Source organism: Novosphingobium sp. HNCC26BN242, assembly GCF_057180525.1.
In genome coordinates this window covers 523,924-546,728 of record NZ_JBXUGM010000001.1, presented here as the reverse complement: position 1 = coordinate 546,728, position 22,805 = coordinate 523,924, and the positions used below count along the sequence as shown (strand labels likewise).

The following is a 22,805-nucleotide window of genomic DNA, read 5'->3' as shown; positions in this document are numbered from 1 at the left end:
CATTCCATTAGTTCCGTTCGTGTCGAGCCCCTCGACAAGCTCGGGATAAGCTTCGCGCTCTAGCACCAAATCGAGACACGTGGCGCGCAGTGTCTCGACTTCGCTCGACACGAACGGTTTCAGGAGTTTACCTGAAAAAACTAAATCAACCGATCATCTCAACCACGATCTTGCCCATCGCCAAACGGTTTTCGAGCGTAGCGATGGCTTCGCGGCCCTGTTCCAGCGTGAAGCGCTGCGAGACGCGCGGGTTGATTTTGCCCGCTTTCAGCAGCGCGAACAGTTCAGCCACTTCAGCCTTGAACGCCGCAGGCTCGCGCGCGGTCCACGCCCCCCAGAACACACCGCAAACGTCGCAGGATTTCAGCAGGGTAAGGTTCAGCGGCAGGCGCGCGATGCCCGCCGGGAAGCCGACGACGAGGAAGCGCCCTTCCCACGCAATCGCGCGCAGGGCGGGTTCCGAATAGTCGCCGCCGACGATATCATAGACGATATCCGCCCCGGTCGGGCCGCAGGCGGCCTTGAACTGTTCAGCCAGCGCCTTGGACTGGGCCTTGTCAAACGGCGCGCGGCCATAGATCACCACATCGTCCGCACCGGCCTCGCGCGCCACAGCGGCCTTTTCCTCGCTGGAAACCGCCGCAATCACCCGCGCGCCATAGGCTTTCGCCAGTTCTACCGCCGAAAGGCCTACGCCACCCGCCGCGCCCAGCACCAGCACGGTATCACCCGCCTTGATATGCCCGCGATCCTTCAACCCGTGGATCGTGGTGCCGTAGGTCATCAGCAGCGATGCGCCTGTGGCAAAATCCACGTCATCGGGCAACGCGAAGAGGCGGGTGACCGGAGCGATGACCTTTTCGGCCAAGCCGCCGCTGCCGGTCATAGCGATCACACGATCACCTACCGCCCAGCCGGTCACACCCTCGCCCAGCGCTTCGATCGTGCCTGCCAATTCGCTGCCGGGCGCATAGGGACGCTCGGGCTTGAACTGGTACAAATCGCGGATCATCAGCGTGTCGGGGAAATTGATCGAGCAGGCGTGGACGCGCACGAGCACTTCGCCCTTGCCCGGCACCGGATCGGGCAGATCGTCCAGCACCAGCGTTTCAGGTCCACCCGCAGCGTGGGTGCGCAATGTTTTCATCAGGACTCTCCCAAAGCTTGTGCGGAATCAAACCGCTTCGCCATAGGGAAGCAAGTTTTCTGCGGCTTGGGAAGCCCTGTTAAACGCGCAATTAAGCTGCCGCTACGGCATCGGTCCCGTGCGCAAGGAACGGCAGGCCTTCGCGCATCTTGGCCTCGTGCGCGGCAATCGCATCGCCGCGCGCCATGGTCAGGCCCACTTCGTCAAGGCCATTGGTCAGGCAGTGCTTGCGGAAAGCATCGATCTCGAACACGAAGCGGTCCTGAAACGGCGTCGTGACGGTTTGCGCTTCAAGATCGATCGAGACAGGATCGGTCTGCGCCACTTCCATCAGCCGGTCGATGGCCTCTTGCGGCAGGACGACGGTGAGAATGCCGTTCTTGAACGCATTGCCGGAAAAGATGTCGGAGAAAGACGGCGCGATCACGGCCTTGATGCCAAGGTCACCCAATGCCCAGGCAGCATGTTCGCGGCTGGACCCGCAGCCGAAGTTGTCACCCGCGATCAGGATGGGCGAGCCTGCAAATTCTGCGCTGTCAAAGATGTTGTCGGGATCGGCCCGCAAGGCTTCAAATGCGCCACGGCCAAGGCCCTGACGGGTGATCGTTTTCAGCCATTTGGCAGGGATGATTACGTCGGTATCTACGTTCTTGCGGCCGAACGGGATGGCCCGTCCATCGATCTGCTTCACCGGTTCCATGGCGCTGCTATAGCTTTGTGTGGGTGTGATGCAACACTACCTTCGTCATTCCCGCGCAGGCGGGAATCCAGCGCCAATCGAGTCATCGTCGCATTGCGACGGCATTCTTGCGTGACTGGATTCCCGCCTGCGCGGGAATGACGAAAAAGGGGCAGTGGGGAAGGACGATAAGACAGACCTCAATCCGTCAATCAATCCGTCTCTGGCACATCCACTGGTGGAGCCTTGGGCGTGGCCTTCTCAGCGCGTTCCTTGCGGCGCGAGGCATAGAGTAAGGCGGCGGCAAGCGCTGCCGAGCCGACAGCCGCCCCTGCCATGGCAGCCTTTCCGGTCCAATCGGTTTTCTTGGTCACGCTCGGAAACTCCTTGATCGCCAAAGCCTAGATTGGCCGCGTGTCACACAAATGCAAGGATCAGCGCAGGAATTTCCGCAAGTTCATCCACTCCGCCAGCTTTGCATCGAACGTCAGCGCAGCATGGGCCGGGCTGCTGGAAGGCAGGCGCAGCAATTCAATGCCTGTCACACCGGCCAATTGCACCATGCCGATGGCTGCGGATTTTGCGCCATTGAAGGCGATGCACTGCAGCATAGGAAATGAATCGACGAGATTTTCCAGAGGGTTGGCCTGCACGTCGCGGATCGCTGCATCAAGGCTTCCGGGGCGCGTTGCCGATGCGATGGCATCCCACAGCCCGATGCAATTGTTGCGCAGCATTTCTAGCCGCGCTGCGTAATCAAAGTCGGCCAACGGTTCTCCGATCAACGCGCCTACCAGCCGCCAGAACTGGTTGCGCGGATGGGCATAGTACCGCGCGGCGGCAAGGCTTGCTTCACCAGGCAAGCTGCCAAGTATCAGGATGCGAGTACGTTCATCGACGACCGGTGCGAAGGAGACCTTGCGCCCGCTCACGCAGGCGCTGGCGCAGCATCGTCCTTGGCCGCCTCATCCTTGGCAGGCGTCCCGCAGCTCATGCAGAAGCGGAAGAAGGCCATCTTGCGCGTGTTGCAGGCGTGGCAGTGGTCAAACAGCGTCATCCCGCAATGGACGCAGAAATTGGCTTCGGCATCGCCGGTGGTGGAGATGGGTCGGTCGCAGCCGGGGCAGACTTTGGCGCCCATTTTCTTGAACGCCTCATCATGGCTCACGCGGGCGCGGCGGGTCTGTTCGGCCTGCTTTTCCGCTTCCTGCCGCTGCGCCAGATAGGCGCGCATGTTCTTGACGAGGAAATGCCCCGCCGCAAAGGTCAGCGCGATGCCCACCAAGTAGCGGATATAGCCGCCGTAGCTGGGCAGATAGGGCACCAGTTCCACGAAGAACACGAACACCGCAGCCAGCACAAAGCCACGCATCAGCGGCCAGTGATCGCTCTTGCGCTTCTTCATCACCATCCATGCTGCCACGCCCAGCATCGGCAGCGTGATGAGCAACCGCAGCCCGAAGACGCGCAGTTCCTGCCAGAACATCGCGCGTTCCTGCGCCGGGATGGCAGCATCGATCAGTGCGTTTTGCTGCGTGTTCAGGGCATTTTCACGCTGGTCGAGCGGGGCGCGCTGGTTTTCCAGATCGGCAATTGCCTGCTGGATCGCGCGCTCGTTGCCCTTCAGTTGTTCCAACTCGCGGGTGCGGGTGATGACTTCGGGATCCTGCTGCGGATTGGTGGTGGCGGTGCGGGCGGCAATCCACGCGCGGAACGTCTCTTCCGCTGTGCCTGATTGCCGCTGCGCCTGTTCCAGCTGCAGTCGCTGGATATTCAGCTTGTCGTCAATCGCCACCCTTTGCGCCTGAAGCTGGCGCACCTGTTCGCGGATTTGGCGGACTTGCGGTGTGTCCTCGGCCGGGGCGGTGTAGACTTGGCTCTCCACCATCGGCAGATCGCCGATCACCAGATTGCCAAGGCCGATGATGAAGCCCGCAAAGACAATGGAAACCAGCCACAGCACGCCGCGATAGAGCCGTTCTGGCACACGCACGCCTTTGATTACGTCCATGGGTGGGTCCTCCTCTTTGTCGGTGAAGCTAGTGGGGCGTCGCATCGTTGTAAACGCAAGGCAGGGCCACGACCAATCCCGCTCACCCTGAGCTTGTCGAAGGGTGCTGGCGTGACCGTCGTGCCAGATGCTTCGACAGGCTCAGCATGAGCGGGTATCTCGGTTGTCAGGGTTTACCGCGTCACCAGCGGGCTCACCCGGTCGCGCGCCATTTCCCACGCTTGCCACTTGTCCCCCAGCCCGGGGTGGTCAATCGCGCCTTCGCGCATCGCTGCAGCGGCCTGTGCGGCAGGCAGTGGTGGCAAAGGCCCGCCATCGCCCATCACCAGTTCGTCGCCCAGCAGACGAAAGCCTTGCGGCGCGGGGCGGAAAGCCTGCACCACGGTCATCACATTGCTGCCGCTTTGCACCACATCGATAACCAGCGCATCGACATCGCCGGCGGGCGTGCCGACCTTTACCTGCCGCGCAATCGCGCAGTCGGGCCACTGCGCCGCGCCGCCGGTGATGAAGGCGCGCGCCTTGTCGTCCTGCTCTTTGGGCGTGGGGCCTTCAAAGCTCTGTAGCTGCCGACTGCCATCGCCGCGCATGCACAGCGATTGCGGCTGATAGCTCGCCCCCGCAGGCAGTTCCGACGCGGTCCAGAAGGCATGGGCCATCAGGAACCCCGCCAACTGGAGCGCAGCGGTAGGAAGGACCGCCATGCCTGTCTCAGCCGATCAGCTTGCGCACGTCGGTCAACCGCCCGGTCACCGCTGCGGCTGCCGCCATCGCGGGGCTGACCAGATGGGTGCGTGCGCCCGGCCCTTGGCGGCCAACGAAATTGCGGTTCGAGGTAGATGCGCAGCGTTCGCCCGCAGGCACCTTGTCCGGGTTCATGCCGAGGCACGCCGAACAGCCCGGCTCGCGCCATTCGAAACCCGCTTCGATGAATACGCGGTCCAGCCCCTCGTCCTCGGCCATCTTCTTCACAAGGCCGGAACCGGGGACGACGATGGCCCACTTCACGTTACTGGCCTTCTTGCGGCCCTTGAGCACGGCGGCGGCAGCGCGCATGTCTTCGATGCGGCTGTTGGTGCACGAACCGATGAAGATGTTCTGCACCTCCACGTCCTCCATGCGCTGTCCGGGCGTCAGGCCCATATAGGCAAGGCTGGCCTTGGCGGCTTCCTGCTTCGAAGGATCGGCAAACGATTCCGGTGCAGGCACAACGCCTGAAATCGGCAGCACATCCTCAGGGCTGGTGCCCCAGGTGACCGAGGGCGCAATGTCGCTGGCATTGATCACCACGACCTTGTCATAGGTCGCGCCCGGATCGGTGGCGAGGCTGGTCCACCAGGCCACGGCCTTGTCCCAATCGGCACCCTTGGGCGCGTAGGGACGGCCCTTGATATAGGCGTTGGTCTTTTCATCCGGCGCGCAGAGCCCTGCCCGCGCGCCGTGTTCGATCGCCATGTTCGAGATGGTCAACCGGCCTTCGATGGACAGATCGCGAATGACCTGCCCGGTATATTCGATGACCGATCCGGTCCCGCCAGCCGCGCCCAGTACGCCGGTGATGTGCAGCACCACGTCCTTGGCCGTCACGCCCGGCAGCAGCGTGCCCTCGACGCGCACTTCCATGCTTTTGGACTGCTTGAGCAGCAGCGTCTGCGTGGCGAGCACGTGCTCCACTTCGCTGGTGCCGATGCCAAAGGCCAGCGCACCCAGCCCGCCGTGGCAGGCGGTGTGGCTGTCGCCGCACACGATGGTCGCGCCCGGCAGCGAAAAGCCCTGCTCCGGCCCGACGACATGGACAATGCCCTGCTCCGCATCGGCATCACCGATATAGCGGATGCCGAATTCGGGCGCATTGCGCTCCAGCGCTTCCAACTGCTGCGCTGATTCAAAATCGGCAATCGGCACGCGTGCGCCATCGGCGGTGCGGCGCGCGGTGGTGGGCAGGTTGTGATCGGGCACCGCCAGCGTGAGATCGGGGCGGCGCACCTTGCGGCCTGCCACGCGCAGCGCTTCGAACGCCTGCGGGCTGGTCACTTCATGCACCAGATGCCGGTCGATATAGATCAGGGCCGTGCCATCATCACGCTGTTCGACAACGTGGGCGTCCCAGATCTTCTGGTAAAGTGTGCGCGGATTGTGGGTCATAGGCCAAAGCGGTTAGGCCCGCCCTGCCTGCATTTCAAGCAGGAAAGGGCGGGCCTTGGATGTCTTGAGCGTAATTTTGTTACTCGGTGCGGTTACATTCAACCACGTCGATTAGCCCCTGCGGCCATCACGATCACGCTTTTCAATGCGCAGGCGCTGGTTGATAGTGTCGACGCGGCGTTCGAGCGTGCGGAACTCACCCACCGACAACCCGCGATTGGCAAGGCGGGTATAGGTCTGCTTGATGTCGCGGGCATCGCGGCGCAGGCCCTGTGCTTCCCGCGGAGAGATGGCGCGGTTCTGCTGGGCGCGGGCGATGCGGTTGTCCAACTGCCAGATATCGCGGCGGATTTCGGCGTTGCGGGCGGGCGTCAGATAGGATGCCTCGGCACGGTTTCCACCGGGGAAGCGATCACCATCGCGGCCATAGCTGTGGGCCGATGCGGTTCCGCCAAAACCGGTGGCGATCATCGTGGAAAGGGCGACTGCGATAATGGTCTTGCGCATTGGATTGCTCCTCATTGGGTTGCTGAAGCCAAATTGCCACCCGCCGCCTGAACGCCAGAAAAACAACCCGTCGCGACTTTCGGGCAAAGTGTAAGAATGTGTCGCGGGGCGCGCCCGTGCGTTGTATGGGAGCGCCATGCAGTTCGTGATTGCCCTTCTGATTATCGTCGCCACCGTCCTCGCCATGGAATTCGTGGCGTGGTCCAGCCACAAATATATCATGCACGGCTTCGGCTGGGGCTGGCACCGCGATCACCATGAACCGCACGAAGGCTTCTTCGAAAAGAATGACCTTTACGGCGTGGTCGGCGCGGTCATCTCGATCAGCTTCTTCGCCATCGGCAGCCCGCTGGTGCTGGGCGATAGCGCGTGGTGGCCCGGCACTTTCATCGGCCTTGGTGTGATGGCCTATGGCGCGATCTACACCCTGATCCACGACGGCATCGTCCACCAGCGCTGGTTCCGCTGGGTCCCCAAACGCGGCTATGCCAAGCGACTGGTGCAGGCCCACAAACTGCACCACGCCACGATCGGCAAGGAAGGCGGGGTCAGCTTCGGGTTTATCTTCGCGCGTGATCCGGTGGTGTTGAAGAAGGAACTTCGCGTGCAACGGGAGCGGGGGATTGCGGTGCTGCGGGAGGCGGTGGAGGGTTAGGCTGCGTCAGAAGTTTGCGCAGCTTCTTCATCTTTCGGCCGTTTTTTCCAGAAGCGAACACGCATGCCGAAACGATGCAATACCCAGCGCAAAACAACGATCAACAGCGCAACAGGAAGCAAAGCCGCCGCTGCATAGATGATAGCAGCAATGGAAACGCCAATCGTTGTCTTCGTCGATCTTAGCGCCGTCAGGATCGGCCGTCCGAACCCAAGCTGAGAGTCGCCAAAATAGGGTTGATACTGAATTTTAACGGCACTGAAGCGGATTCGGCCACGATATTGCTGCAGTTTGGAACGCGATTCATCGACTTCCTCATTCACGTCAGCAATGGCTCTTTCAGCCGCAATCAGCTCCTCAACCCCGCCCCGGTTGTTCTTCAAAATTTCAGTTAGCTTGTCGCGCAACACAAGCCGTGATTGCAGCCGCGCTTCGGTATCGATGATACTTTCGGAAAGATCCTCCCCGTCACGAACGGACGAAACCAATTCACCGCCGAGTTCCGTTGCAGGCTTCGATAATGCCTTCTCAAACGCCCCGGCTTCACTCGCAGCAACCTGAAGTTCGACTTCGCCATAGGCATCAATTCCATCGCTGCTAGCCTGCGAAGTCCGCATCACCCGGCATTTCGGCGCCATCCCCTCACAGATTGCAGTGTGAGCCCGCTGCAATTGCGCAACCTTATCGCCGCTGATTTGAAATCCAAAGCCATAGGAATAAGCGATCTGGGGTTGGGACGCCGTGGGCGGTGGTTGAACGGCTGACGACGCTTCTGCCGGTTCTTCTACATTCAGGTTTGCCGCCATCATTCGGGCCCGAGGTGCATCTCCGCCGAACAGGTCTGATGCCTTCGGTTTTTCCAAAGCCTCGGCAAAACCAAATTTGTTCTGAGGCGCATCCCCATCGCCTTCCGATGGTTCAATCTGAGCAATTACATCTTCTGCGGCAGACTCAGCTGGCTTTTCACTACAAGCGGTCAGCAGAGCCAAAACAAACAAAGTAGAGATACGTTTGCCCATTGTCGGCCCTTGTCGCAGATATTGCCTAGAGGACCGCCGTATTGTCGACCGATGCCCTTTGTCTGTTTAAACCCGCAAGCAACGCTTAAAGCAATCGTGCAAATCAAGCTAACCTGATCTCATTCAGCACGCCCTTCGCCAGATTGCGGAAGCGTAGCGCGTCAGACACCGAGATGTCCTGATTGTGCGCAGCGGCGTTGCGAAGGGCGCGCATTTCTCCGATCATGCCGACGGTGCGTGCGGGCAGCACCCCGCGTTGCTGGAGGGCGCGGCTGGCCTTTGCGGCGTCGGTGCTGGCAAGCGAGTGCGCCAGCGCAAGGCCCTGCAACGCCTCTTCCACGCGCGACCATGAATCGAGCACGGCGGCATTGGGCGACAGGTCGAGCAGCTTGATGAAGCGCCCGTGATCGCCGGTCAGCGCTATTTCCGGGCCATCCGGCTCGGCCACTACCGGCGACGCTTCGGATTCCAGCCGGTCCAGCCGTCCCGCAAAGCGCGCCGCCTTGTCGCCCCAGCTCAATTCATCCAGCCGCGCCAGCAGGGTCAGCAGCGGGCGGCGGAACACCAGCGCGATCACCAGCGCCGCCAGCGGCCACGCCAGCGCGCCGAACAGGTCCACAGCCCTGGAAAACCAGTCCTCCGCAGGGCCAATGGTCAGCGAAATCATCGGGCGAATCCGTTCCGTTCGAGTCCCTCCAGACTCTATCCGAAATGGAACAAAAGTGGAACGATGTTCACAACGCACCACGTCGCAACACGAATGTGCAAATCACGTGATCATCAGTGGCCAATGCACGCATGGCCCATTATGCCACCGTGGCTATGCATCGAACCGATAACCCAGCCCGGCGATGACGTGGGTCTACACAGCCAGTCTGGCACTCACGGGCCTTGCGGCGCTGGGCGGCTACGCTGTTTATGATAGCCAGCGTCCGGGGTATGGCGATAAACCATCGCACACTTGCATGGCTGATGCGCCAGCCGTCCCGCCCCCGTCTGGCCGCGTTTTTCATGTCGATCCCGCACGTGGGCGGGACGATGGCGATGGGTCAGCCGCCCGTCCCTGGGCAAGCCTTGACCGGATCGTGGCGGGCGGACTCGTTGGCGACGACACGCGCGCGCCGCGTCTGGTGGATCGCGCGATTGCGAAGTTCCGCAAGGGCCGGATCGTCAGTCCACCAATGCACGCCAATGGGCACGCGGTGGTGCATGGCGGCGATACGATCCTGCTGGCCTCTGGAGACTATGGCAGCCTGCTGCTTTCCGGTCTGGCAAACCGTGCGCCGGTAACCATTGCAGCGGCCCCCGGCGCTACGCCGCGCTTCCAGAATATTGCCGTCCATGATCTGGTGAACTTCGTGTTCCGCGATCTGGTGGTTGCGCCTGATCGTCGGCCAGAAACCGGCTATCTGGTAACCACGCGCCCACTGGCCGATGTGCGGCCTTCGCATAATGTGCGGTTCACCGGTCTTGCCATCGATGGCGCGGGCAGCATCGCGCAGACCGATCCGGTCGTCTGGGCCAACACGTCTGCCAATGGCGTGATGCTGTTTGGTGAATGCCTTGGCCTTGAAAAGAGCACGGTGCGTGATACGCACATTGCCGTGGTCATCTACCGCTCCGCCAAGATCAGGGTGGAAGACACCGAAATCAGGGACTTTTCGGTCGACGGGATAGACTTTTCCGGCAATGACATTGTCATCAGAAACAATGTTATCCGCGATCATTGGCCGACTGGAGACACGCTTCATCCCGATTGCATGCAAGGCCAATCAGGGCCGAACCTGCCCACGTTTGGCCCCGTCGAAATCACCGGCAATATCTGCCTTTCCGATACGGCGTTGGCGCGCCAATCGCGCGATCTGCAAGGCATCAACATCTTTGATGGCCGCTGGGACGACGTGCGCATAACCTGCAATTTGGTGCGGCCGACCGTGGCTCACGCAATAGCGCTCTATGGTGTGGACAAAGCACATATCTCCAGAAACGTGGTGGTAGGCTGGCCCGGCCCGATCTTTCCATGGATTGTCGCCATGCCTTCAAAGGAAGGACGCCACCCGTCTGCCAATGTGATTACCGCAAACAGCGCTCCTGCCTATCTGAACGCCATTCATGGCAGTGCGCAGCCCCCGCAGACGCTGATCAAGGCGATAGGTCTTTATAGAAACGATTACGTCATCACGGAGGCTTTGTCGGAACCTGTGCGCGGCGTTGCGCTGATCAACAATGCATGGCTGCCGCCGGGGCCTGATATGGGCGGGGACAACCGCTTCCGCAAAGGAACGGGGCCTGATCGAGCCAAATCCCTTTCGGTCGAACAGGCAAGAGCATTGCTGGCACGCACCTGTCAGGAATGAGCGCTATTCCGCGCGCGTCCAGATCCATGCGCCCATGATACCCATTGTGCCCGCCGGGATCAGCACCCACGGCCAGCCTGCGGTCACGGCGGTTAACACCACGCCAAACGCCATGGCCGCCAGCGCGCCGATCTTGCCCTTGCGCGAAATCGCGCGCCGGGTTTTCCAATCCCGCAAAGGCGGGCCATAGCGCGGATGATCGAGCAGCCGCTGTTCCCACGCCGGGTTGGACCGGGCAAAGCAGAACGCGGCTAGCAGCATGAACGGCACGGTGGGCAGGAGCGGCAGGAATGCGCCCAGCGTGCCCAGCGCTACACTGATGACACCGCCTGCCAGATAGAGGTGGCGGCGCAAGTCCTAACTCAGGCCGCAGCGGCAAGGCGTGCGGCATGTTCGCGCACCAGCGCAATCATGTTGGGCACGCCCTGGGTGCGGTTTGAGGACAGCTGCTTTTTCAGATCAAACGGCCCCAGCGCCTCGGCAATGTCGGTTGCAGCCACTTCGGGCGCCGGCCGGTCTTGCACCGCCGACAGCACCAGCGCGACGATACCCTTGGTGATCGCCGCGTTGCTATCGGCCAGAAAGTGCAGTGTGCCGTCATCGGTTTGCGTCGGGTAAACCCACACGCTGGCCGAACAGCCGCGCACCAGCGTGGCATCGGTTTTCAGCGCATCGGGCATGTCTTCCAGCTCGCGCCCCAGCTCGATCAGCAGGCGATAGCGCTCATCGCCATCGAGGAATTCATACTCTTCCAGAATATCATCAAGTTTGCGCATGGGCCGCATTTAGCGAGTGGTTGGGGTGGCGTCCACCGCCCGGTGGGGCAAGCTATCCCGAAATCCCGCCCGGCCGCATCAGCGCATACCAGATGACATAGAGCCACGACAGAATCCCATGCACGGCCGCCCAGATGATTGACTTGTGCAGGCTCCACGAGATGGTGACCGCAATGGCGGAGCCTAGGCCGATGCCCGCCTTGGCGGCGCCCTCGCCTTTCCCGCTCACAGGTCTACCCCGGCGGCGATGGCTTCCAGCTTGCGCAACCGTTCGCGCATGTCGGCAAGGTCGATCAGATTAGCGGCACCGCCGGTTTCATGGCGTTCAAGTTCCAGCCGCTTCAAGGCCAGCCACCCATCCCACCCGCGCAAGGCGGCCAAGGCGATCATGGCAAGGCCGGTCAGGCCCGATAATGCTGTGACAAGTTCGGAAGTCATATCGGCAACTCCCTGTTGCAAAAGGGTTCACTTCTCGCGCAGCTGCTCAATCTTGCGCGAGAGGCGGCGGGTTTCGCCATCATCGGTGGCAATACGTTCCAGCACTTCAAGCCGCTGGCGCAATTCTGTCAGTTCGCGTTCGAGGCTGGCGGTATAGGCTGCGTCGGCATCGGCGCGCTCGTATCCGCCGCCACGATGCTTATCCCGGTTCATGCGGATATTGGCGAAAGCGATGATCGCAACGATGGCAACCATGGCACTCCAAAAAGACATTGCGGCGCTTCCTCAATTGACTTTGATATCGCGCAGGTTTTCGATGCGCAGGGCAAGATCGGCGTTGTTATCGGTTGCGATGCGTTCGAGTACGCGGACTCGTTGCTCCAGCCGCTCGGCCTGCGCGGCATACTGCGCGGCCTTTTCGGCGGTGTGCTTTGACAGGAGTTCAAGTTCGCGCTCACGGAAAGCGAGGCGGCGCTTGTAGGCATCTGCCAGAACGCTGACGACGATGGCGAGGCCGATCATCAGCGCACCCAGCGCCAGTGTGTCTTCCATGGTCATCCGGCTCTTCCTTCCCTTGCAGTTTCGGATTTGGCGGGCGTGCTTCGCAGCGCCTCGATCTGGCTGGCCACGTCAAAGCCACGGTCGGTAACAATCGCCTCGACATTGGCAAGGCGCCGGTGCGTGGCTTCAAGCTGTTGGCGTAAAACGGCATTTTCCTCGCGCAGCCTGGTCATCGCTTGATCATCTGTCCGCTGCGTCGTGCCGCCCCACTCATCTTCCAGCGGATATCCATGGCGGGCGCGGATCCAGTTGTTGACGATCCAGCCGCCGGTCGAGATCACGATGATGGCGAGCACAAATTCTGGTCCGCCCCAATCCATCACACGTTCCGGTCTTCAAGCGCGGCGCTATCACGGCGCAACGCTTCGATCTGCGAGGCGGTATCGAACCCCTTGTCGGTGACGATCCGCTCCAGCACGCGGACGCGCTCTTCAAGTTGGCGGGTGTGCTGGGCGTATTGGGCGGCCTTTTCGGCGCTCAGTTCGGCGGTGGCTTTGATCTGCAGTTCGGCAATCTTCTGACGGTGTTTTGTCCAGATCGCGATCATCGGAATAAACAGCGCGACGATGGCAATGAGTGGGCCAAGAGTGGCAGGTCCCATGATGTTAAGTCCCCCTCAGGACGAGTTAGGTGTGTCTAGGTGCAGTTAGGTGTGTCTAGGTGCAGTTCAGCGCAGCTTCTCGATTTCGGCCGAAAGGCGCGGGTTCGAGTTGACATAGAAGCTTTCCACATCGGCCAGACGGCGATCAATATCGCGGAAGCTGGCGCGCACTTCGCGCGCGGTGCGGGCCGGTGATTGGCGCACGCCCTGCCAGAACTTCTGCTCCTCGCGGTCACTGTAAAGATGCGGCGGCTTCTTGTTCGCCAGCAAGCCAAGTGCGAAATAGAGCATGAATGGCCAGCCCATCGAGAAGGCCAGGATCAGAAAGCCCAAGCGGATCCACAGCGCATCGACGCCAGTGTAATCGGCAATCCCGGCGCAGACGCCCATGAACTTGCCATTGACCTTGTCACGGTAAAAGCGGGTGCGTGGGCTGCTCACTTTGCGGTCCTTCCCTGTTCGGCGAACATGCGGTCCAGTTCGCGCAGTTTCTGGTTGTCGATCTCACGGTCGTGCGTGATGCGCGCCGGTTTGAAGTCAGGGTTGTCGGATGCGACGAGCCGCTCAACCGTATCCATGCGTTCATCCAATCGCTTGGCGAGCTGGTAGAGCTCCTCCAGCAGCGCTTCATCACCGCTGGTCAGGGTGGGCGCGGTTTTCCACTTGGTGATGTAGTGGAGGATCAGCCAGGGCAGGCCGACGAAGAGCATGCCGACGACACCGATGGGAACGAGTACGTCTTCCATGGCTCAACCTTCCTTGCCAAGCTGGCGCTTCATTGCTTCGAGTTCCTCGTCGATCTTGTCCTGCCCGGCCAGCGCTGCAATCTCGTCGGCGAGGCTTGGCTTGCCCGAACCGTCGGCGAGACCCAGTGCATCGGCGCGGCCCTCGGCATAATCGACGCGGCGTTCGAGCTGGTCGAAACGGGCGAGCGCATCGTCCACACGCTCGCTGGCCAGCAGCGTGCGCAGGCGGACGCGGTTTTCGGCGCTTTCGAGGCGGGCGGCGATAGCAGTCTGACGGCTGCGGGCTTCGCGCAGGCGGGTCTGCAGCTTTTCGATGTCCTGCTCATAAGCGCGCATCGCATCATCGAGCACGGTGATCTCGCTGCGAAGCTGATCGCCCATATCGGCGGCCTTCTTCTTTTCAACCAGAGCGGCGCGGGCCAGATCTTCGCGGTCCTTCGACAGCGCGAGCTGGGCCTTTTCCGCCCAATCGGCCTGAAGTCGGTCGAGCTTCGCCACATGGCGGCCCATTTCCTTCTGATCGGCAATGGTGCGGGCGGCAGAAGCGCGGACTTCGACAAGCGTTTCTTCCATTTCCATGATGATCATGCGGATCATCTTGGCTGGATCATCAGCCTTATCGAGCAGATCGTTGAAATTGGCGGCGATGATGTCGCGAGTCCGCGAGAAGATGCCCATCAGGTTTACTCCTGGTTTGAAATTGGAAGACTTGAACGAAGCATTGGGCGAGGCACCGTTGCTCTGGCCGAACGCGGTGTTGGCAGACGTGCGGAGACGATCCAGTTCTGCGTCAAAGCGCGTGGTGCGTCCACCCGCTTTGCCTTCCGGCCGGATCGGGGAAAGTTCATCGGCCATCATGCAAGCTCTCCGGTGATTGCCGCGGTCGAAGCGACGACGTTCAGCACAGAGTTCACTTGCTGGCTAAGCGCGAAGCAGCACAGCACCACCATCGCCCCGATGCTGGCGAGGCTAGCGCGTCCGAGCTGGGTGGAAAAGAAGCGGGCGGTGTACATCTGAATGACCTTTCGGCGGATGGGATCGGCTGACTGCCGGGTTGTTAATGGTACAGCAAGCAGCGTGCCAAACTGCGCCAAGGCCCGATTTCCCGGACTTTTCGCGCGTTCTGCACTTTTCATGTTGGCAAATCTTGCGAAGGCTTGGGAAAATGCGCTAATCTTCAGGCATGGATCGTGAAACGCAATTCTTGGGCCAATCGGGCGCGTTTCTGGACGCGGTGGAACGGGCCAGCCGCGCCGCGCCGATGCGCCGGCCGGTGCTGGTGATCGGAGAGCGCGGGACCGGCAAGGAATTGATCGCCGAACGCCTTCACCGCCTGTCATCACGCTGGACCGAACCGCTGGTGACGATGAACTGCGCGGCCTTGCCCGAAACGCTGATCGAGGCCGAATTGTTCGGGCATGAAGCCGGTGCCTTTACCGGCGCAACCCGCGCCCGCACTGGGCGGTTTGAAGAGGCGGACAAGGGCACGCTGTTCCTTGATGAACTGGGCACGCTGTCCATGGGCGCGCAGGAGCGACTGCTGCGCGCGGTGGAATATGGCGAAGTAACCCGCATCGGATCGAACAAGCCGGTGCGGGTGGATGTGCGCATTGTGGCGGCGACCAACGAGGACCTGCCCAAGATGGCCGAACAAGGCCGGTTCCGACCCGACTTGCTTGACCGGCTAAGCTTTGAAGTGATCACCCTGCCCCCGCTGCGCGTGCGCGAAGGGGATGTGGCGGTGCTGGCCGAATACTTCGGGCGGCGCATGGCGGCGGAACTGCAATGGGACGCCTGGCCCGGCTTTGCACTATCGGTGCAAAAGGCGATGGAAGACTATCTGTGGCCCGGCAACGTGCGCGAATTGCGCAACGTGGTGGAGCGCGCGGTCTATCGCTGGGATGATGGCACGCAGCCGGTGGGCCATGTGCAGTTCGATCCGTTTGAAAGCCCATGGAAGCCGGTAGGGCCACCCCGCGCTGAAGCAGTGGCAGAAGGCGAAGCGGTGTTGCCGGTGCGTGCTGTGCCAACGGCGGATTTCGATGGGGTAAGCGATCTGCGCGCCGCCGTGGACACGCACGAGCGCGCGATCATCGAACACCATCTGGGCCGCAACCGCTATAACCAGCGCCAGACCGCCAAAGCGCTGGGGCTGACGTATGACCAGTTGCGGCATTGCATGAAGAAGCATGGGCTGGGGGAGCGGGGATAGGTCCGAAAAGAAGGCTGTTTCACGCAGAGACGCAGAGAAGAAATAGAGACGCGGAGATGTGGCGCTTGCGGCGCAGCCGCTTACAAAATTGAAACTCGCGCATCCGAACGGATCTGTAAAAATAGGCCTGCGGCGCTCTCGACTTCTCTGCGTCTCTCCTTCTCCTCTGCGCCTCTGCGTGAAACACTCTTTCTTGCGCCACCATAGAAACCCGGTAACGCCGCAACAACGATGTCCCTAACCCGCCTCACCCTGCGCGATTTTCGCAATCATGCTGCTACGCGGCTGGATGGGATGTGCGCGTTCAACGTGCTGGTGGGGGAAAACGGCGCGGGCAAGACCAATGTGCTGGAGGCGATCAGCCTGCTGGCACCGGGGCGCGGGCTGCGGCGCGCACAGCCTGCGGAAATGGCGGGGCGCGATGGCGACGGCGGGTTTGCCGTGGTGGCCGACATGGAGGACGGCGCAGTACAGATCGGCACCGCCACCGAGGCGCAGGCCCCCAATCGCCGCACGGTGCGCATCAACGGCGCCGAAGGTCCAGCGGCGCGGCTGGCGGAGTGGCTCTCGATCACCTGGCTGACCCCTGCGATGGACCGGATCTTTGCCGAAAGCGCGGGATCGCGGCGGCGGTTTCTGGACCGGCTGGTGCTGGCGCGCGAACCGATCCATGCGCGCAATGCCACCCGCTATGAAACCGCGCTGCGCGAACGCAACCGGCTGCTGAGCGAACCGGCTGAGCCTGATGCGCTGTGGCTGGACGGGATCGAAGCGCAGATGGCCGAAGCGGGCGCGGCGATGGCAGCGGCGCGCGCAGGCCTGGTGGCCGATCTGGGGCGCGTGCTGGAAACCGTGCCCGAACAGCCCTTTGCCCGGCCTGCCTTGACCTATGCCAGCGATGTGCCGCCAGAGGCCGAGGCGCTGCGGGTAATGCTGCGCGAAGGACGGCGGCGGGATCGGGCGGCGGGGCGATCGCTTACCGGGCCGCACCGCGATGATTTGGCGGTCATGCTGGCAGCTAAGAATTCACCGGCGGCGGACTGTTCCACCGGAGAGCAGAAAGCGATGCTGATCGCCATCGTGCTGGCCCATGCTGGCCTGACTGCAGGGGACCGGCCCCGCCTGTTGCTGCTGGACGAAATCGCCGCGCATCTCGATCCGGTGCGGCGCGCGGCACTGTTTGAACGGCTGGCCATGAGCGGCGCGCAAGTGTGGATGACCGGCACCGAGATGGCCCCGTTCGCCGATATTGCCGGACAGAGCGCGGTGTGGAGTGTGTGTGATGGGGTTGCCACCAAGCTCTAACCTAAAATGGCGAGAACCCCATTCGTCACCCCGGGCTTGATCCGGGGTCCCGCTACTTTCGCTACCGTTGCCAAGAACAGCCTTGTCCCGGGTCAAGCCCGGGACGACGAAGAGTTTGAGTCTGGCACGCGGTAAATCAGGAGAACACGTCCACCGGCGACGGGTTCTTCGGGTCTGGCCCGAAGCGGTTGGCGCCGCGGGTGCCTTCGAGGCACATCAGCACGAAGATGGCGAACCAGCCGAAGAACGGGATGATCCACAGCAGCAAGAGCCAACCGGTGCGGCCCTGATCGTGCAGGCGGCGCACGGATACGGCAAGGCCGGGGACGAGGCTGGCCAGCCAGAACAGGCTGCCGATCCAGCCGCCTGCCCCGACCATGCGCGAACCATAGACGAATGCGCCGCCCCCGCGTTGCACATCATTGGTGCCGAACACGATGTTCAGCCCCACCATCACAAGGATGTAGAACAGCGCGAAGGACCAGTACTCCTTGCGCCGCGAACGGCCCGAAAACTGGGCATAGCGGCGGTAAGGCAGGATCATCCAGTTCATTGCGCTGTTCTTCCGTCAGCAAGCCTTAGCCAAATACATCGTAACCAGCCGGGTTCTTCGGATCATCGCCAAAGCGGTTGGTGCCGGTGGTGCCGGGCAGTGCCATCAGCACGATAAAGCCGATGCTGATCAACCCGCCGATGACCGGGATAGCCCCGCCCACAATAAAGCCCAGATACCACCAGCCCGACATATCGCGATCATGCAGACGGCGCACGCCGACCGAGATCGAGGGGATGAAGCTGGCCAGCGCGAACAGGCCGAACAGCACCGCGCCGAGCCAAAACAGCGGGCCGAATTCGGGCACCACAGGAGCCGCACCATCAGGCGATGGCAGGCCTGCGGTAAACGCATTCATAAGGCCACCGGCCAGCATCATCCCACCAAAAACCAGATAGACGAGGGTGATGAACAGCGCGAACATCCAGTATTCCTTGCGCCGCGAACGGCCTGAAAACTCGGCATAGCGCCGGTACGGCATCAACATCCATTCCATGAATTTCCCCCTCGACAGGTATGAGACGGCCAAGTCACCACGGATTACGCGCGGCTGCAAGTATGCGCGGTCACATCGGTGGAAGATTTGGGGGTGGAATTAGAGCGAGGAGCTAGAGCGCCATGACGGAAATCTACACCACCACCGTGCGTGTGCATCGCGTTTGGCGCAGACCGCTCTAAAGCCAGCCCGCCTCGCGGTACCACGCAGCGGTGGCGTGAAGGCCCATCGGCGTTTCGACTTGCGGGGTCCACAGCGCGGGCGGCGGCTGCATCCCCTCGCCCACGCGCCAATCGGGATGGCACATGTAGCCGACGCGATCCATCGTCAGCTTGGCGCCCTTGCCCCGGAACCGCGCATCCAGCTTTGCGCCTAAGCGAAGCATGCTGGCGGGCAGGTTGATCGGCGTTGCGCGCCTGCCCACGGCCATGCCGATGGCGCGCGCCAGATCGTTGTGGCTCCAGCCGCCGGGCCTGCCGTCGTCAGGCTCGAACGTCAGGTGCGTCACCTCTTCACTGCCCGGGATCAGTGCAAGCAGCAGCCGCGCCAGATCATTGACGTGGATGATCGACAGGTGCCCTTGCGGCGGAAGTGGCACCACCCCGCGCCGGGCCAGCTTGAACAGCTCAAACATCTCGGTATCGCGCGGGCCATAGACGGCGGGTGGGCGCACGACGGTCCAATCCAGACTGCTGGCTTTAACGATCTTTTCCCCGCGCAGCTTGGACTGGCCATAGACCGACAGGTCTGGCTCGCGCGCTGAGAGCGAGGAGACGTGGACAAAGCGCGGCACGCCAGCATCAAGCGCGGCGTTGACCACGTTCAGCGTGCCCCAGACATTGCCATCCTCAAAGCCTTGAGCATCGGGCGCATTGACCACGCCTGCGATGTGCAGCACCACGCTGGCCCGGCCGACCAGTCGCTGAAGCGCGCGCTTGTCTTGCAAGTCGCCCTGCACCCATTCCACCCCGGCGCGGGCATCCTGCGGACGGCGGGCCAGCGCGCGCACTTCAATCCCGGCACGCGCGGCGTAATCGAGCACAGCCTGTCCGACGAAGCCAGTGGCCCCGGTAATCGCCAGCAATTCACCCGCCATTACAACAGCACCAGCTGGTCGCGATGGATCAATGCTGAGCGCGGAGCATAGCCCAGCAGGGCTTCGTGTTCACGGCTGTGATGGCCTTTGAGGGCGAGGCATTCCGCCGCATCATATTCCGACAGACCACGCGCGATGGTCTGGCCGTCGGGACCGATGACCGCGATGGCATCCCCGCGCTGAAAATCCCCGTCAACTGCGGTGATCCCGGCGGCGAGCAGGCTGGAGCCTTTGGCAAGAGCGGCGGCGGCTCCGGCATCGACCGACACGCTCCCACGCATCCGCATCCGCCCGCCGAGCCACGCCTTGCGCGCCTGCTGCCGCCCGCGGGGCAGGAACAGCGTGCCCCGGTCTGCGCTGAGGGCCGCGCTGATCGGAGACGTGGGCTGGCCGTCGATAATCGCCAGCGCCATGCCTGCCAATTCGGCAATTTCGGCGGCTTGCAGCTTCGATGTCATCCCGCCTGATCCGAGGCCTGAGGACGACCCGCCAGTCGCCATGGCATGAATTTCGGGCGTAACGCCGCGCACCACTGGGATGCGCGTGGCACCCTCTGCGCGCGGATCGCGGTCATAGAGGCCATCAATATCGGACAGCAGCAACACGCCCGATGCGCCTGCCGCCTGCCCCACGCGGGCGGCCAGACGGTCATTATCGCCAAAGCGGATTTCTTCTGTTGCCACCGAATCGTTTTCATTGATCACCGGCACCGCCCCTGCGGCCAGCAGCGTGCCCAGCGTGGCGGTGACGTTCAGATACCGGCGGCGGTCCTCAAGGTCTTCCAGCGTCAACAGAATCTGCGCAGCGGTCAGCCCGTGTGCGGCCAGCAATTCAGCCCACAGGCCTGCCAGCGTGATCTGGCCCACCGAGGCCGCCGCCTGCGCATCGGACAGGCTGCCGCGGCCTCCCTTGGCGAGGCCCAGCTTGCGCGCGCCAAGCGCAATCGCGCCGGACGACACGACGATCACTTCCTGTCCGGCAGCACGCGCCGACGCAATTTCGGCTACCAGCGCGGTCAGCCATTCGCGGCGCGGCGCGCCATCCTTGCCCACGAGCAGCGCCGAGCCAACTTTGACCACAAGGCGTGGGCAGTTGGCAGCGTCGGTCAGATGGGCAAGCTGGCTGATCTTCATGGTGAGCCGCTTAAGCGATTTGTGACGAGGCGTGAAGGGTTGTCGGTCCGATGTCTGGCGCGCTTTGGCCGAGGCTCGTACCTTGGCGTCCTTCGACAGGCTCTGGACGAGCGAAACCGGGTGACTGCCTAAGTCCGCTCATGCTGAGTTTGTCGAAGCATCAGATCGGTGACCAGGGCTTGGCGTCTTCGGCGTCCTCGATCTGTCCGGTCGGGCGTTCGGTAACTGTCGCACTGGGGAGGTAGGCAAGCACGGCGTCCATCAGCGCATCCATGCCCTTTCCGGTCGCGCCCGAGATCGGATAGACCTTGTGCGCTCCGGCCTGCTTCAGTTCCTTGGTGAAAGCTTTCACCAGTTCGGCATCGACCAGATCGATCTTGTTCAGCGCAATCAGGCGCGGCTTTTCGTCCAGCCCTGACCCATAGTTCTCAAGCTCCGCCTCAACAATGTGCATCGCTTCGGCGGGGTCGGTTTCGCTGTGAATGTCGATCAGGTGGATCAGCACACGGCAGCGTTCGATGTGGCCAAGGAAGCGGTCGCCGATGCCAGCGCCCTCTGCTGCACCTTCGATCAGGCCGGGAATGTCCGCCAGCACGAATTCGCGGTTGCGGTGGCGCACCACGCCCAATTGTGGGCGCAGCGTGGTGAAGGCATATTCGCCGACTTTGGCCTTGGTATTGGTGACCTGATTGATGAACGTGGATTTGCCCGCATTGGGCAGGCCGACCAGCCCGGCATCGGCCAGCAGTTTGAGCCGCAGCCAGACGTACATTTCCTCACCCGGCCAACCGGGGCCATGCTGGCGCGGGGCGCGGTTGGTCGATGTCTTGTACGAAGCATTGCCACGCCCGCCATCGCCGCCGCGCAGCAGGACGATCCGCTGGCCAACTTCGGTAAGGTCGAGCAGCACGGTTTCGCGTTCATCATCAAGCACTTGCGTGCCGACCGGAACCTTGATGATCAGGTCTTCACCACCGGCACCCGTGCGGTTGGAGCCTGCACCACCATGCCCGCGCTGGGCCTTGAAATGCTGGGTATAGCGAAAGTCGATCAGCGTGTTGAGCCCGGCCACCGCTTCAAAGATGATGTCGCCGCCCTTGCCGCCATTGCCGCCGTTGGGGCCGCCATACTCTTCGTACTTTTCACGCCGAAAGCTGACTGCGCCGACGCCGCCTGCGCCGGAACGAATGAAAATCTTGGCCTGATCGAGAAAATGCATGCGGGTAACCAATTCCAATGGCAGGCCCGAAGCAAATGCAACATCGCGCCCCTTAGCCGAGCCTTTTACCCGTTCATGGAGAGCTTGTAACGCCGAACCGCAAGGCGCCTGCCTGATCACGCGGTTCGATAATACCTGACGGAACAATGGTGGAGCCGAGGGGGATCGAACCCCTGACCTCGTCATTGCGAACGACGCGCTCTCCCATCTGAGCTACGGCCCCGTTCCCGGTATCCCTACCGGTCCTGCCAAAAAAGCAGCACCGTTGGGACCGCCGCCCTTAGCGCAGCAGCCCCGGCCTGCAAAGTCCCTTTGATGATTTATTCAGCTGTTGACTGGCGTGGCCCAGTCCCAGTCTGGCTTCAGGCAGGTGTGATCAGTTGGCCGCTCCGCCCGCTGCTTGTGCCGCCACCGGAAGCACAGCCGTGGTCACAGGCTGCTCATACTGGGCTTTCCAGATAGCCAAATCGTTGCGGTAGACTTCGTATCGGCGATAGAAATCATCGAACACCACTTCGATGCTGGGCAAGCTGCGCATGGCAAACGCCTCAAGTTCGGGAGACTTTATCGCCGCGCCATCGCGGGCAACGGCACCGACAGCATCGCAGAAGTCGGTCAACGTGGGCGGCAGCGCGAAGTGATTGTAGACTTGCGTCATGTAGGATTCACGCGGGGCGATGAACTTTGCGCCGTGCTTGGCCTTGAATTCGGCATCGACTTTCTTGTTCGCGGCGGTCAGCGCCTTGGAATGTGTGGTCAAAAACGCCTTGTAGAGCGGCAGGATACCCACATGCTGCGGCTTCGAGCAATTGAGCGCAGCAACGTTATATGCTGAGCGCAAGTTCCACACCATTTGCGCCGGGCTGATATTGCGGTTCAGCGAATAGCGCAGGCCATTGGCATCGGCTGGTGGGATGCCAAGGTTTTCCGAGGCTCCATTGGGCGCACGAGGCTTTGGCGGAATGACCACAACCTTTGGCGGGGGCGGCGGGGGTGGTGGGGGCGGCGGAGGCGGCGGCGCGCACGAGGCAAGCCCAATCGCCAGAACCATCGTTGCCACAGCAGGCGCAATAACGCGCCGGTATTCAAACATTGGCATTCCCCCGGAAGTCGGCTTGTTCTGCGACATCAAGACCTGCAAACACTCTT

At 62.1% G+C, this 22,805-nt stretch carries 32 protein-coding genes and 1 tRNA gene; 4 read left to right on the top strand and 29 right to left on the bottom strand.

The window, feature by feature from the left end; all coding sequences use genetic code 11:
• Positions 1-145: 145 nt before the first annotated feature.
• The 8 genes from AC2A1F_RS02685 to AC2A1F_RS02650 all read right to left on the bottom strand — a co-directional run bounded on the left by AC2A1F_RS02685 (position 146) and on the right by AC2A1F_RS02650 (position 6,489).
• Positions 146-1,147 carry an NADPH:quinone oxidoreductase family protein gene (locus AC2A1F_RS02685; protein WP_484207224.1) on the bottom strand — a complete coding sequence of 334 codons (1,002 nt, stop codon included), beginning with the start codon at positions 1,145-1,147 and terminating at the stop codon, positions 146-148.
• A gap of 91 nt (positions 1,148-1,238) precedes the next feature.
• On the bottom strand, positions 1,239-1,847 hold the full coding sequence (gene leuD, locus AC2A1F_RS02680) for a 3-isopropylmalate dehydratase small subunit (protein WP_484207223.1): 609 nt from the start codon (positions 1,845-1,847) through the stop codon (positions 1,239-1,241).
• Between the two features lie 191 nt (positions 1,848-2,038).
• A complete protein-coding gene (locus AC2A1F_RS02675) occupies positions 2,039-2,200 on the bottom strand; it encodes an LPXTG cell wall anchor domain-containing protein (protein WP_484207222.1) in 162 nt (53 codons plus the stop codon).
• A 60-nt stretch (positions 2,201-2,260) separates the two neighbouring features.
• Entirely contained in the window at positions 2,261-2,758 is a 498-nt protein-coding gene (locus AC2A1F_RS02670) for a DNA-deoxyinosine glycosylase (RefSeq protein ID WP_484207221.1), read from the bottom strand.
• The gene (locus tag AC2A1F_RS02665) at positions 2,755-3,837 is read right to left on the bottom strand and encodes a zinc ribbon domain-containing protein (RefSeq protein WP_484207220.1); all 1,083 of its coding nucleotides are present in this window, start codon (positions 3,835-3,837) and stop codon (positions 2,755-2,757) included. Before AC2A1F_RS02665 ends, AC2A1F_RS02670 begins: the two co-directional genes overlap by 4 nt.
• Positions 3,838-4,010: 173 nt before the next feature.
• Positions 4,011-4,541, bottom strand: coding sequence for a hypothetical protein (locus tag AC2A1F_RS02660; RefSeq protein ID WP_484207219.1), 531 nt, complete (start codon positions 4,539-4,541; stop codon positions 4,011-4,013).
• A gap of 7 nt (positions 4,542-4,548) precedes the next feature.
• Positions 4,549-5,982: a 3-isopropylmalate dehydratase large subunit gene (gene leuC / locus AC2A1F_RS02655; RefSeq protein ID WP_484207218.1), complete on the bottom strand. Its 1,434-nt coding sequence runs from the start codon at positions 5,980-5,982 to the stop codon at positions 4,549-4,551.
• 111 nt (positions 5,983-6,093) lie between these two features.
• Positions 6,094-6,489: a hypothetical protein gene (locus AC2A1F_RS02650; protein WP_484207217.1), complete on the bottom strand. Its 396-nt coding sequence runs from the start codon at positions 6,487-6,489 to the stop codon at positions 6,094-6,096.
• A 136-nt stretch (positions 6,490-6,625) separates the two neighbouring features.
• Here AC2A1F_RS02650 and AC2A1F_RS02645 point away from each other — a divergent pair, with 136 nt between their 5' ends.
• Complete coding sequence (locus tag AC2A1F_RS02645) at positions 6,626-7,144, top strand: sterol desaturase family protein (RefSeq protein ID WP_484207216.1); 519 nt, start codon at positions 6,626-6,628, stop codon at positions 7,142-7,144.
• Here AC2A1F_RS02645 and AC2A1F_RS02640 read toward each other — a convergent pair.
• Together AC2A1F_RS02640 and AC2A1F_RS02635 are read right to left on the bottom strand one after the other, a co-directional pair.
• The gene (locus AC2A1F_RS02640) at positions 7,141-8,163 is read right to left on the bottom strand and encodes a DUF4349 domain-containing protein (protein WP_484207215.1); all 1,023 of its coding nucleotides are present in this window, start codon (positions 8,161-8,163) and stop codon (positions 7,141-7,143) included. The genes AC2A1F_RS02645 and AC2A1F_RS02640 overlap by 4 nt on opposite strands.
• Positions 8,164-8,266: 103 nt before the next feature.
• Entirely contained in the window at positions 8,267-8,830 is a 564-nt protein-coding gene (locus tag AC2A1F_RS02635) for a hypothetical protein (protein ID WP_484207214.1), read from the bottom strand.
• Positions 8,831-9,014: 184 nt separating this feature from the next.
• On the opposite strand from AC2A1F_RS02635, the gene AC2A1F_RS02630 reads away from it, so the two are divergent.
• Positions 9,015-10,520 (top strand): right-handed parallel beta-helix repeat-containing protein, encoded by a 1,506-nt coding sequence (locus tag AC2A1F_RS02630; protein WP_484207213.1) that lies wholly within the window; start codon positions 9,015-9,017, stop codon positions 10,518-10,520.
• A gap of 3 nt (positions 10,521-10,523) precedes the next feature.
• Here AC2A1F_RS02630 and AC2A1F_RS02625 read toward each other — a convergent pair whose 3' ends face one another.
• The 12 genes from AC2A1F_RS02625 to AC2A1F_RS02570 form a co-directional block, all read right to left on the bottom strand.
• Positions 10,524-10,874 (bottom strand): YbaN family protein, encoded by a 351-nt coding sequence (locus AC2A1F_RS02625; protein WP_484207212.1) that lies wholly within the window; start codon positions 10,872-10,874, stop codon positions 10,524-10,526.
• 8 nt (positions 10,875-10,882) lie between these two features.
• Positions 10,883-11,296 carry a SufE family protein gene (locus AC2A1F_RS02620; RefSeq protein ID WP_484207211.1) on the bottom strand — a complete coding sequence of 138 codons (414 nt, stop codon included), beginning with the start codon at positions 11,294-11,296 and terminating at the stop codon, positions 10,883-10,885.
• 52 nt (positions 11,297-11,348) lie between these two features.
• Positions 11,349-11,525, bottom strand: coding sequence for a hypothetical protein (locus AC2A1F_RS02615; RefSeq protein WP_484207210.1), 177 nt, complete (start codon positions 11,523-11,525; stop codon positions 11,349-11,351).
• On the bottom strand, positions 11,522-11,734 hold the full coding sequence (locus AC2A1F_RS02610; protein ID WP_484207209.1) for a hypothetical protein: 213 nt from the start codon (positions 11,732-11,734) through the stop codon (positions 11,522-11,524). The genes AC2A1F_RS02615 and AC2A1F_RS02610 overlap by 4 nt, the downstream gene beginning before the upstream one ends.
• Before the next feature lie 27 nt (positions 11,735-11,761).
• Entirely contained in the window at positions 11,762-12,007 is a 246-nt protein-coding gene (locus AC2A1F_RS02605) for a hypothetical protein (RefSeq protein WP_484207208.1), read from the bottom strand.
• Between the two features lie 12 nt (positions 12,008-12,019).
• Positions 12,020-12,292, bottom strand: a complete 273-nt coding sequence (locus tag AC2A1F_RS02600) for a hypothetical protein (RefSeq protein ID WP_484207207.1) — start codon at positions 12,290-12,292, stop codon at positions 12,020-12,022.
• Positions 12,289-12,615, bottom strand: coding sequence for a hypothetical protein (locus AC2A1F_RS02595; protein WP_484207206.1), 327 nt, complete (start codon positions 12,613-12,615; stop codon positions 12,289-12,291). The genes AC2A1F_RS02600 and AC2A1F_RS02595 overlap by 4 nt, the downstream gene beginning before the upstream one ends.
• Positions 12,615-12,896 carry a hypothetical protein gene (locus AC2A1F_RS02590; RefSeq protein WP_484207205.1) on the bottom strand — a complete coding sequence of 94 codons (282 nt, stop codon included), beginning with the start codon at positions 12,894-12,896 and terminating at the stop codon, positions 12,615-12,617. The genes AC2A1F_RS02595 and AC2A1F_RS02590 overlap by 1 nt, the downstream gene beginning before the upstream one ends.
• A 66-nt stretch (positions 12,897-12,962) precedes the next feature.
• Positions 12,963-13,337 (bottom strand): envelope stress response membrane protein PspC, encoded by a 375-nt coding sequence (gene pspC / locus AC2A1F_RS02585; protein ID WP_484207204.1) that lies wholly within the window; start codon positions 13,335-13,337, stop codon positions 12,963-12,965.
• Positions 13,334-13,642 (bottom strand): envelope stress response membrane protein PspB, encoded by a 309-nt coding sequence (gene pspB / locus AC2A1F_RS02580; protein WP_484207203.1) that lies wholly within the window; start codon positions 13,640-13,642, stop codon positions 13,334-13,336. Before pspB ends, pspC begins: the two co-directional genes overlap by 4 nt.
• Before the next feature lie 3 nt (positions 13,643-13,645).
• Positions 13,646-14,497: a phage shock protein PspA gene (gene pspA / locus AC2A1F_RS02575; RefSeq protein WP_484208152.1), complete on the bottom strand. Its 852-nt coding sequence runs from the start codon at positions 14,495-14,497 to the stop codon at positions 13,646-13,648.
• Positions 14,497-14,655, bottom strand: coding sequence for a hypothetical protein (locus AC2A1F_RS02570; RefSeq protein WP_484207202.1), 159 nt, complete (start codon positions 14,653-14,655; stop codon positions 14,497-14,499). Before AC2A1F_RS02570 ends, pspA begins: the two co-directional genes overlap by 1 nt.
• Positions 14,656-14,825: 170 nt before the next feature.
• On the opposite strand from AC2A1F_RS02570, the gene pspF reads away from it, so the two are divergent.
• Positions 14,826-15,854: a phage shock protein operon transcriptional activator gene (pspF, locus tag AC2A1F_RS02565; RefSeq protein ID WP_484207201.1), complete on the top strand. Its 1,029-nt coding sequence runs from the start codon at positions 14,826-14,828 to the stop codon at positions 15,852-15,854.
• Positions 15,855-16,085: 231 nt separating this feature from the next.
• Positions 16,086-17,159 (top strand): DNA replication/repair protein RecF, encoded by a 1,074-nt coding sequence (gene recF, locus AC2A1F_RS02560; RefSeq protein WP_484207200.1) that lies wholly within the window; start codon positions 16,086-16,088, stop codon positions 17,157-17,159.
• Between the two features lie 136 nt (positions 17,160-17,295).
• Here the strand turns inward: recF and AC2A1F_RS02555 are convergent, their stop codons facing one another.
• From AC2A1F_RS02555 to AC2A1F_RS02525, 7 genes are all read right to left on the bottom strand, one after another.
• On the bottom strand, positions 17,296-17,712 hold the full coding sequence (locus AC2A1F_RS02555) for a DUF805 domain-containing protein (protein WP_484207199.1): 417 nt from the start codon (positions 17,710-17,712) through the stop codon (positions 17,296-17,298).
• Between the two features lie 25 nt (positions 17,713-17,737).
• On the bottom strand, positions 17,738-18,208 hold the full coding sequence (locus AC2A1F_RS02550) for a DUF805 domain-containing protein (RefSeq protein ID WP_484207198.1): 471 nt from the start codon (positions 18,206-18,208) through the stop codon (positions 17,738-17,740).
• Positions 18,209-18,386: 178 nt separating this feature from the next.
• On the bottom strand, positions 18,387-19,304 hold the full coding sequence (locus AC2A1F_RS02545) for an NAD-dependent epimerase/dehydratase family protein (RefSeq protein ID WP_484207197.1): 918 nt from the start codon (positions 19,302-19,304) through the stop codon (positions 18,387-18,389).
• Positions 19,304-20,437, bottom strand: coding sequence for a glutamate 5-kinase (proB, locus tag AC2A1F_RS02540; protein ID WP_484207196.1), 1,134 nt, complete (start codon positions 20,435-20,437; stop codon positions 19,304-19,306). Before proB ends, AC2A1F_RS02545 begins: the two co-directional genes overlap by 1 nt.
• Positions 20,438-20,597: 160 nt before the next feature.
• Positions 20,598-21,656, bottom strand: coding sequence for a GTPase ObgE (obgE, locus tag AC2A1F_RS02535; protein ID WP_484207195.1), 1,059 nt, complete (start codon positions 21,654-21,656; stop codon positions 20,598-20,600).
• 147 nt (positions 21,657-21,803) lie between these two features.
• Positions 21,804-21,879: transfer RNA gene (locus AC2A1F_RS02530), tRNA-Ala, on the bottom strand.
• Positions 21,880-22,032: 153 nt separating this feature from the next.
• A complete protein-coding gene (locus AC2A1F_RS02525) occupies positions 22,033-22,749 on the bottom strand; it encodes a hypothetical protein (protein ID WP_484207194.1) in 717 nt (238 codons plus the stop codon).
• Positions 22,750-22,805 lie beyond the last annotated feature (56 nt).

Excerpts from the sequence above, each read along its gene's own strand:
- AC2A1F_RS02685 (WP_484207224.1), bottom strand. The coding sequence starts at position 1,147 with ATGAAAACATTGCGCACCCACGCTGCGGGTGGACCTGAAACGCTGGTG.
- leuD (WP_484207223.1), bottom strand. The coding sequence starts at position 1,847 with ATGGAACCGGTGAAGCAGATCGATGGACGGGCCATCCCGTTCGGCCGC.
- AC2A1F_RS02665 (WP_484207220.1), bottom strand. The coding sequence starts at position 3,837 with ATGGACGTAATCAAAGGCGTGCGTGTGCCAGAACGGCTCTATCGCGGC.
- AC2A1F_RS02660 (WP_484207219.1), bottom strand. The coding sequence starts at position 4,541 with ATGGCGGTCCTTCCTACCGCTGCGCTCCAGTTGGCGGGGTTCCTGATG.
- leuC (WP_484207218.1), bottom strand. The coding sequence starts at position 5,982 with ATGACCCACAATCCGCGCACACTTTACCAGAAGATCTGGGACGCCCAC.
- AC2A1F_RS02650 (WP_484207217.1), bottom strand. The coding sequence starts at position 6,489 with ATGCGCAAGACCATTATCGCAGTCGCCCTTTCCACGATGATCGCCACC.
- AC2A1F_RS02645 (WP_484207216.1), top strand. The coding sequence starts at position 6,626 with ATGCAGTTCGTGATTGCCCTTCTGATTATCGTCGCCACCGTCCTCGCC.
- AC2A1F_RS02640 (WP_484207215.1), bottom strand. The coding sequence starts at position 8,163 with ATGGGCAAACGTATCTCTACTTTGTTTGTTTTGGCTCTGCTGACCGCT.
- AC2A1F_RS02635 (WP_484207214.1), bottom strand. The coding sequence starts at position 8,830 with ATGATTTCGCTGACCATTGGCCCTGCGGAGGACTGGTTTTCCAGGGCT.
- AC2A1F_RS02630 (WP_484207213.1), top strand. The coding sequence starts at position 9,015 with ATGACGTGGGTCTACACAGCCAGTCTGGCACTCACGGGCCTTGCGGCG.
- AC2A1F_RS02620 (WP_484207211.1), bottom strand. The coding sequence starts at position 11,296 with ATGCGCAAACTTGATGATATTCTGGAAGAGTATGAATTCCTCGATGGC.
- AC2A1F_RS02610 (WP_484207209.1), bottom strand. The coding sequence starts at position 11,734 with ATGACTTCCGAACTTGTCACAGCATTATCGGGCCTGACCGGCCTTGCC.
- AC2A1F_RS02605 (WP_484207208.1), bottom strand. The coding sequence starts at position 12,007 with ATGTCTTTTTGGAGTGCCATGGTTGCCATCGTTGCGATCATCGCTTTC.
- AC2A1F_RS02600 (WP_484207207.1), bottom strand. The coding sequence starts at position 12,292 with ATGACCATGGAAGACACACTGGCGCTGGGTGCGCTGATGATCGGCCTC.
- AC2A1F_RS02595 (WP_484207206.1), bottom strand. The coding sequence starts at position 12,615 with ATGGATTGGGGCGGACCAGAATTTGTGCTCGCCATCATCGTGATCTCG.
- AC2A1F_RS02590 (WP_484207205.1), bottom strand. The coding sequence starts at position 12,896 with ATGGGACCTGCCACTCTTGGCCCACTCATTGCCATCGTCGCGCTGTTT.
- pspB (WP_484207203.1), bottom strand. The coding sequence starts at position 13,642 with ATGGAAGACGTACTCGTTCCCATCGGTGTCGTCGGCATGCTCTTCGTC.
- pspA (WP_484208152.1), bottom strand. The coding sequence starts at position 14,497 with ATGGCCGATGAACTTTCCCCGATCCGGCCGGAAGGCAAAGCGGGTGGA.
- AC2A1F_RS02570 (WP_484207202.1), bottom strand. The coding sequence starts at position 14,655 with ATGTACACCGCCCGCTTCTTTTCCACCCAGCTCGGACGCGCTAGCCTC.
- pspF (WP_484207201.1), top strand. The coding sequence starts at position 14,826 with ATGGATCGTGAAACGCAATTCTTGGGCCAATCGGGCGCGTTTCTGGAC.
- recF (WP_484207200.1), top strand. The coding sequence starts at position 16,086 with ATGTCCCTAACCCGCCTCACCCTGCGCGATTTTCGCAATCATGCTGCT.
- AC2A1F_RS02555 (WP_484207199.1), bottom strand. The coding sequence starts at position 17,712 with ATGAACTGGATGATCCTGCCTTACCGCCGCTATGCCCAGTTTTCGGGC.
- AC2A1F_RS02550 (WP_484207198.1), bottom strand. The coding sequence starts at position 18,208 with ATGGAATGGATGTTGATGCCGTACCGGCGCTATGCCGAGTTTTCAGGC.
- AC2A1F_RS02545 (WP_484207197.1), bottom strand. The coding sequence starts at position 19,304 with ATGGCGGGTGAATTGCTGGCGATTACCGGGGCCACTGGCTTCGTCGGA.
- proB (WP_484207196.1), bottom strand. The coding sequence starts at position 20,437 with ATGAAGATCAGCCAGCTTGCCCATCTGACCGACGCTGCCAACTGCCCA.
- obgE (WP_484207195.1), bottom strand. The coding sequence starts at position 21,656 with ATGCATTTTCTCGATCAGGCCAAGATTTTCATTCGTTCCGGCGCAGGC.
- AC2A1F_RS02525 (WP_484207194.1), bottom strand. The coding sequence starts at position 22,749 with ATGTTTGAATACCGGCGCGTTATTGCGCCTGCTGTGGCAACGATGGTT.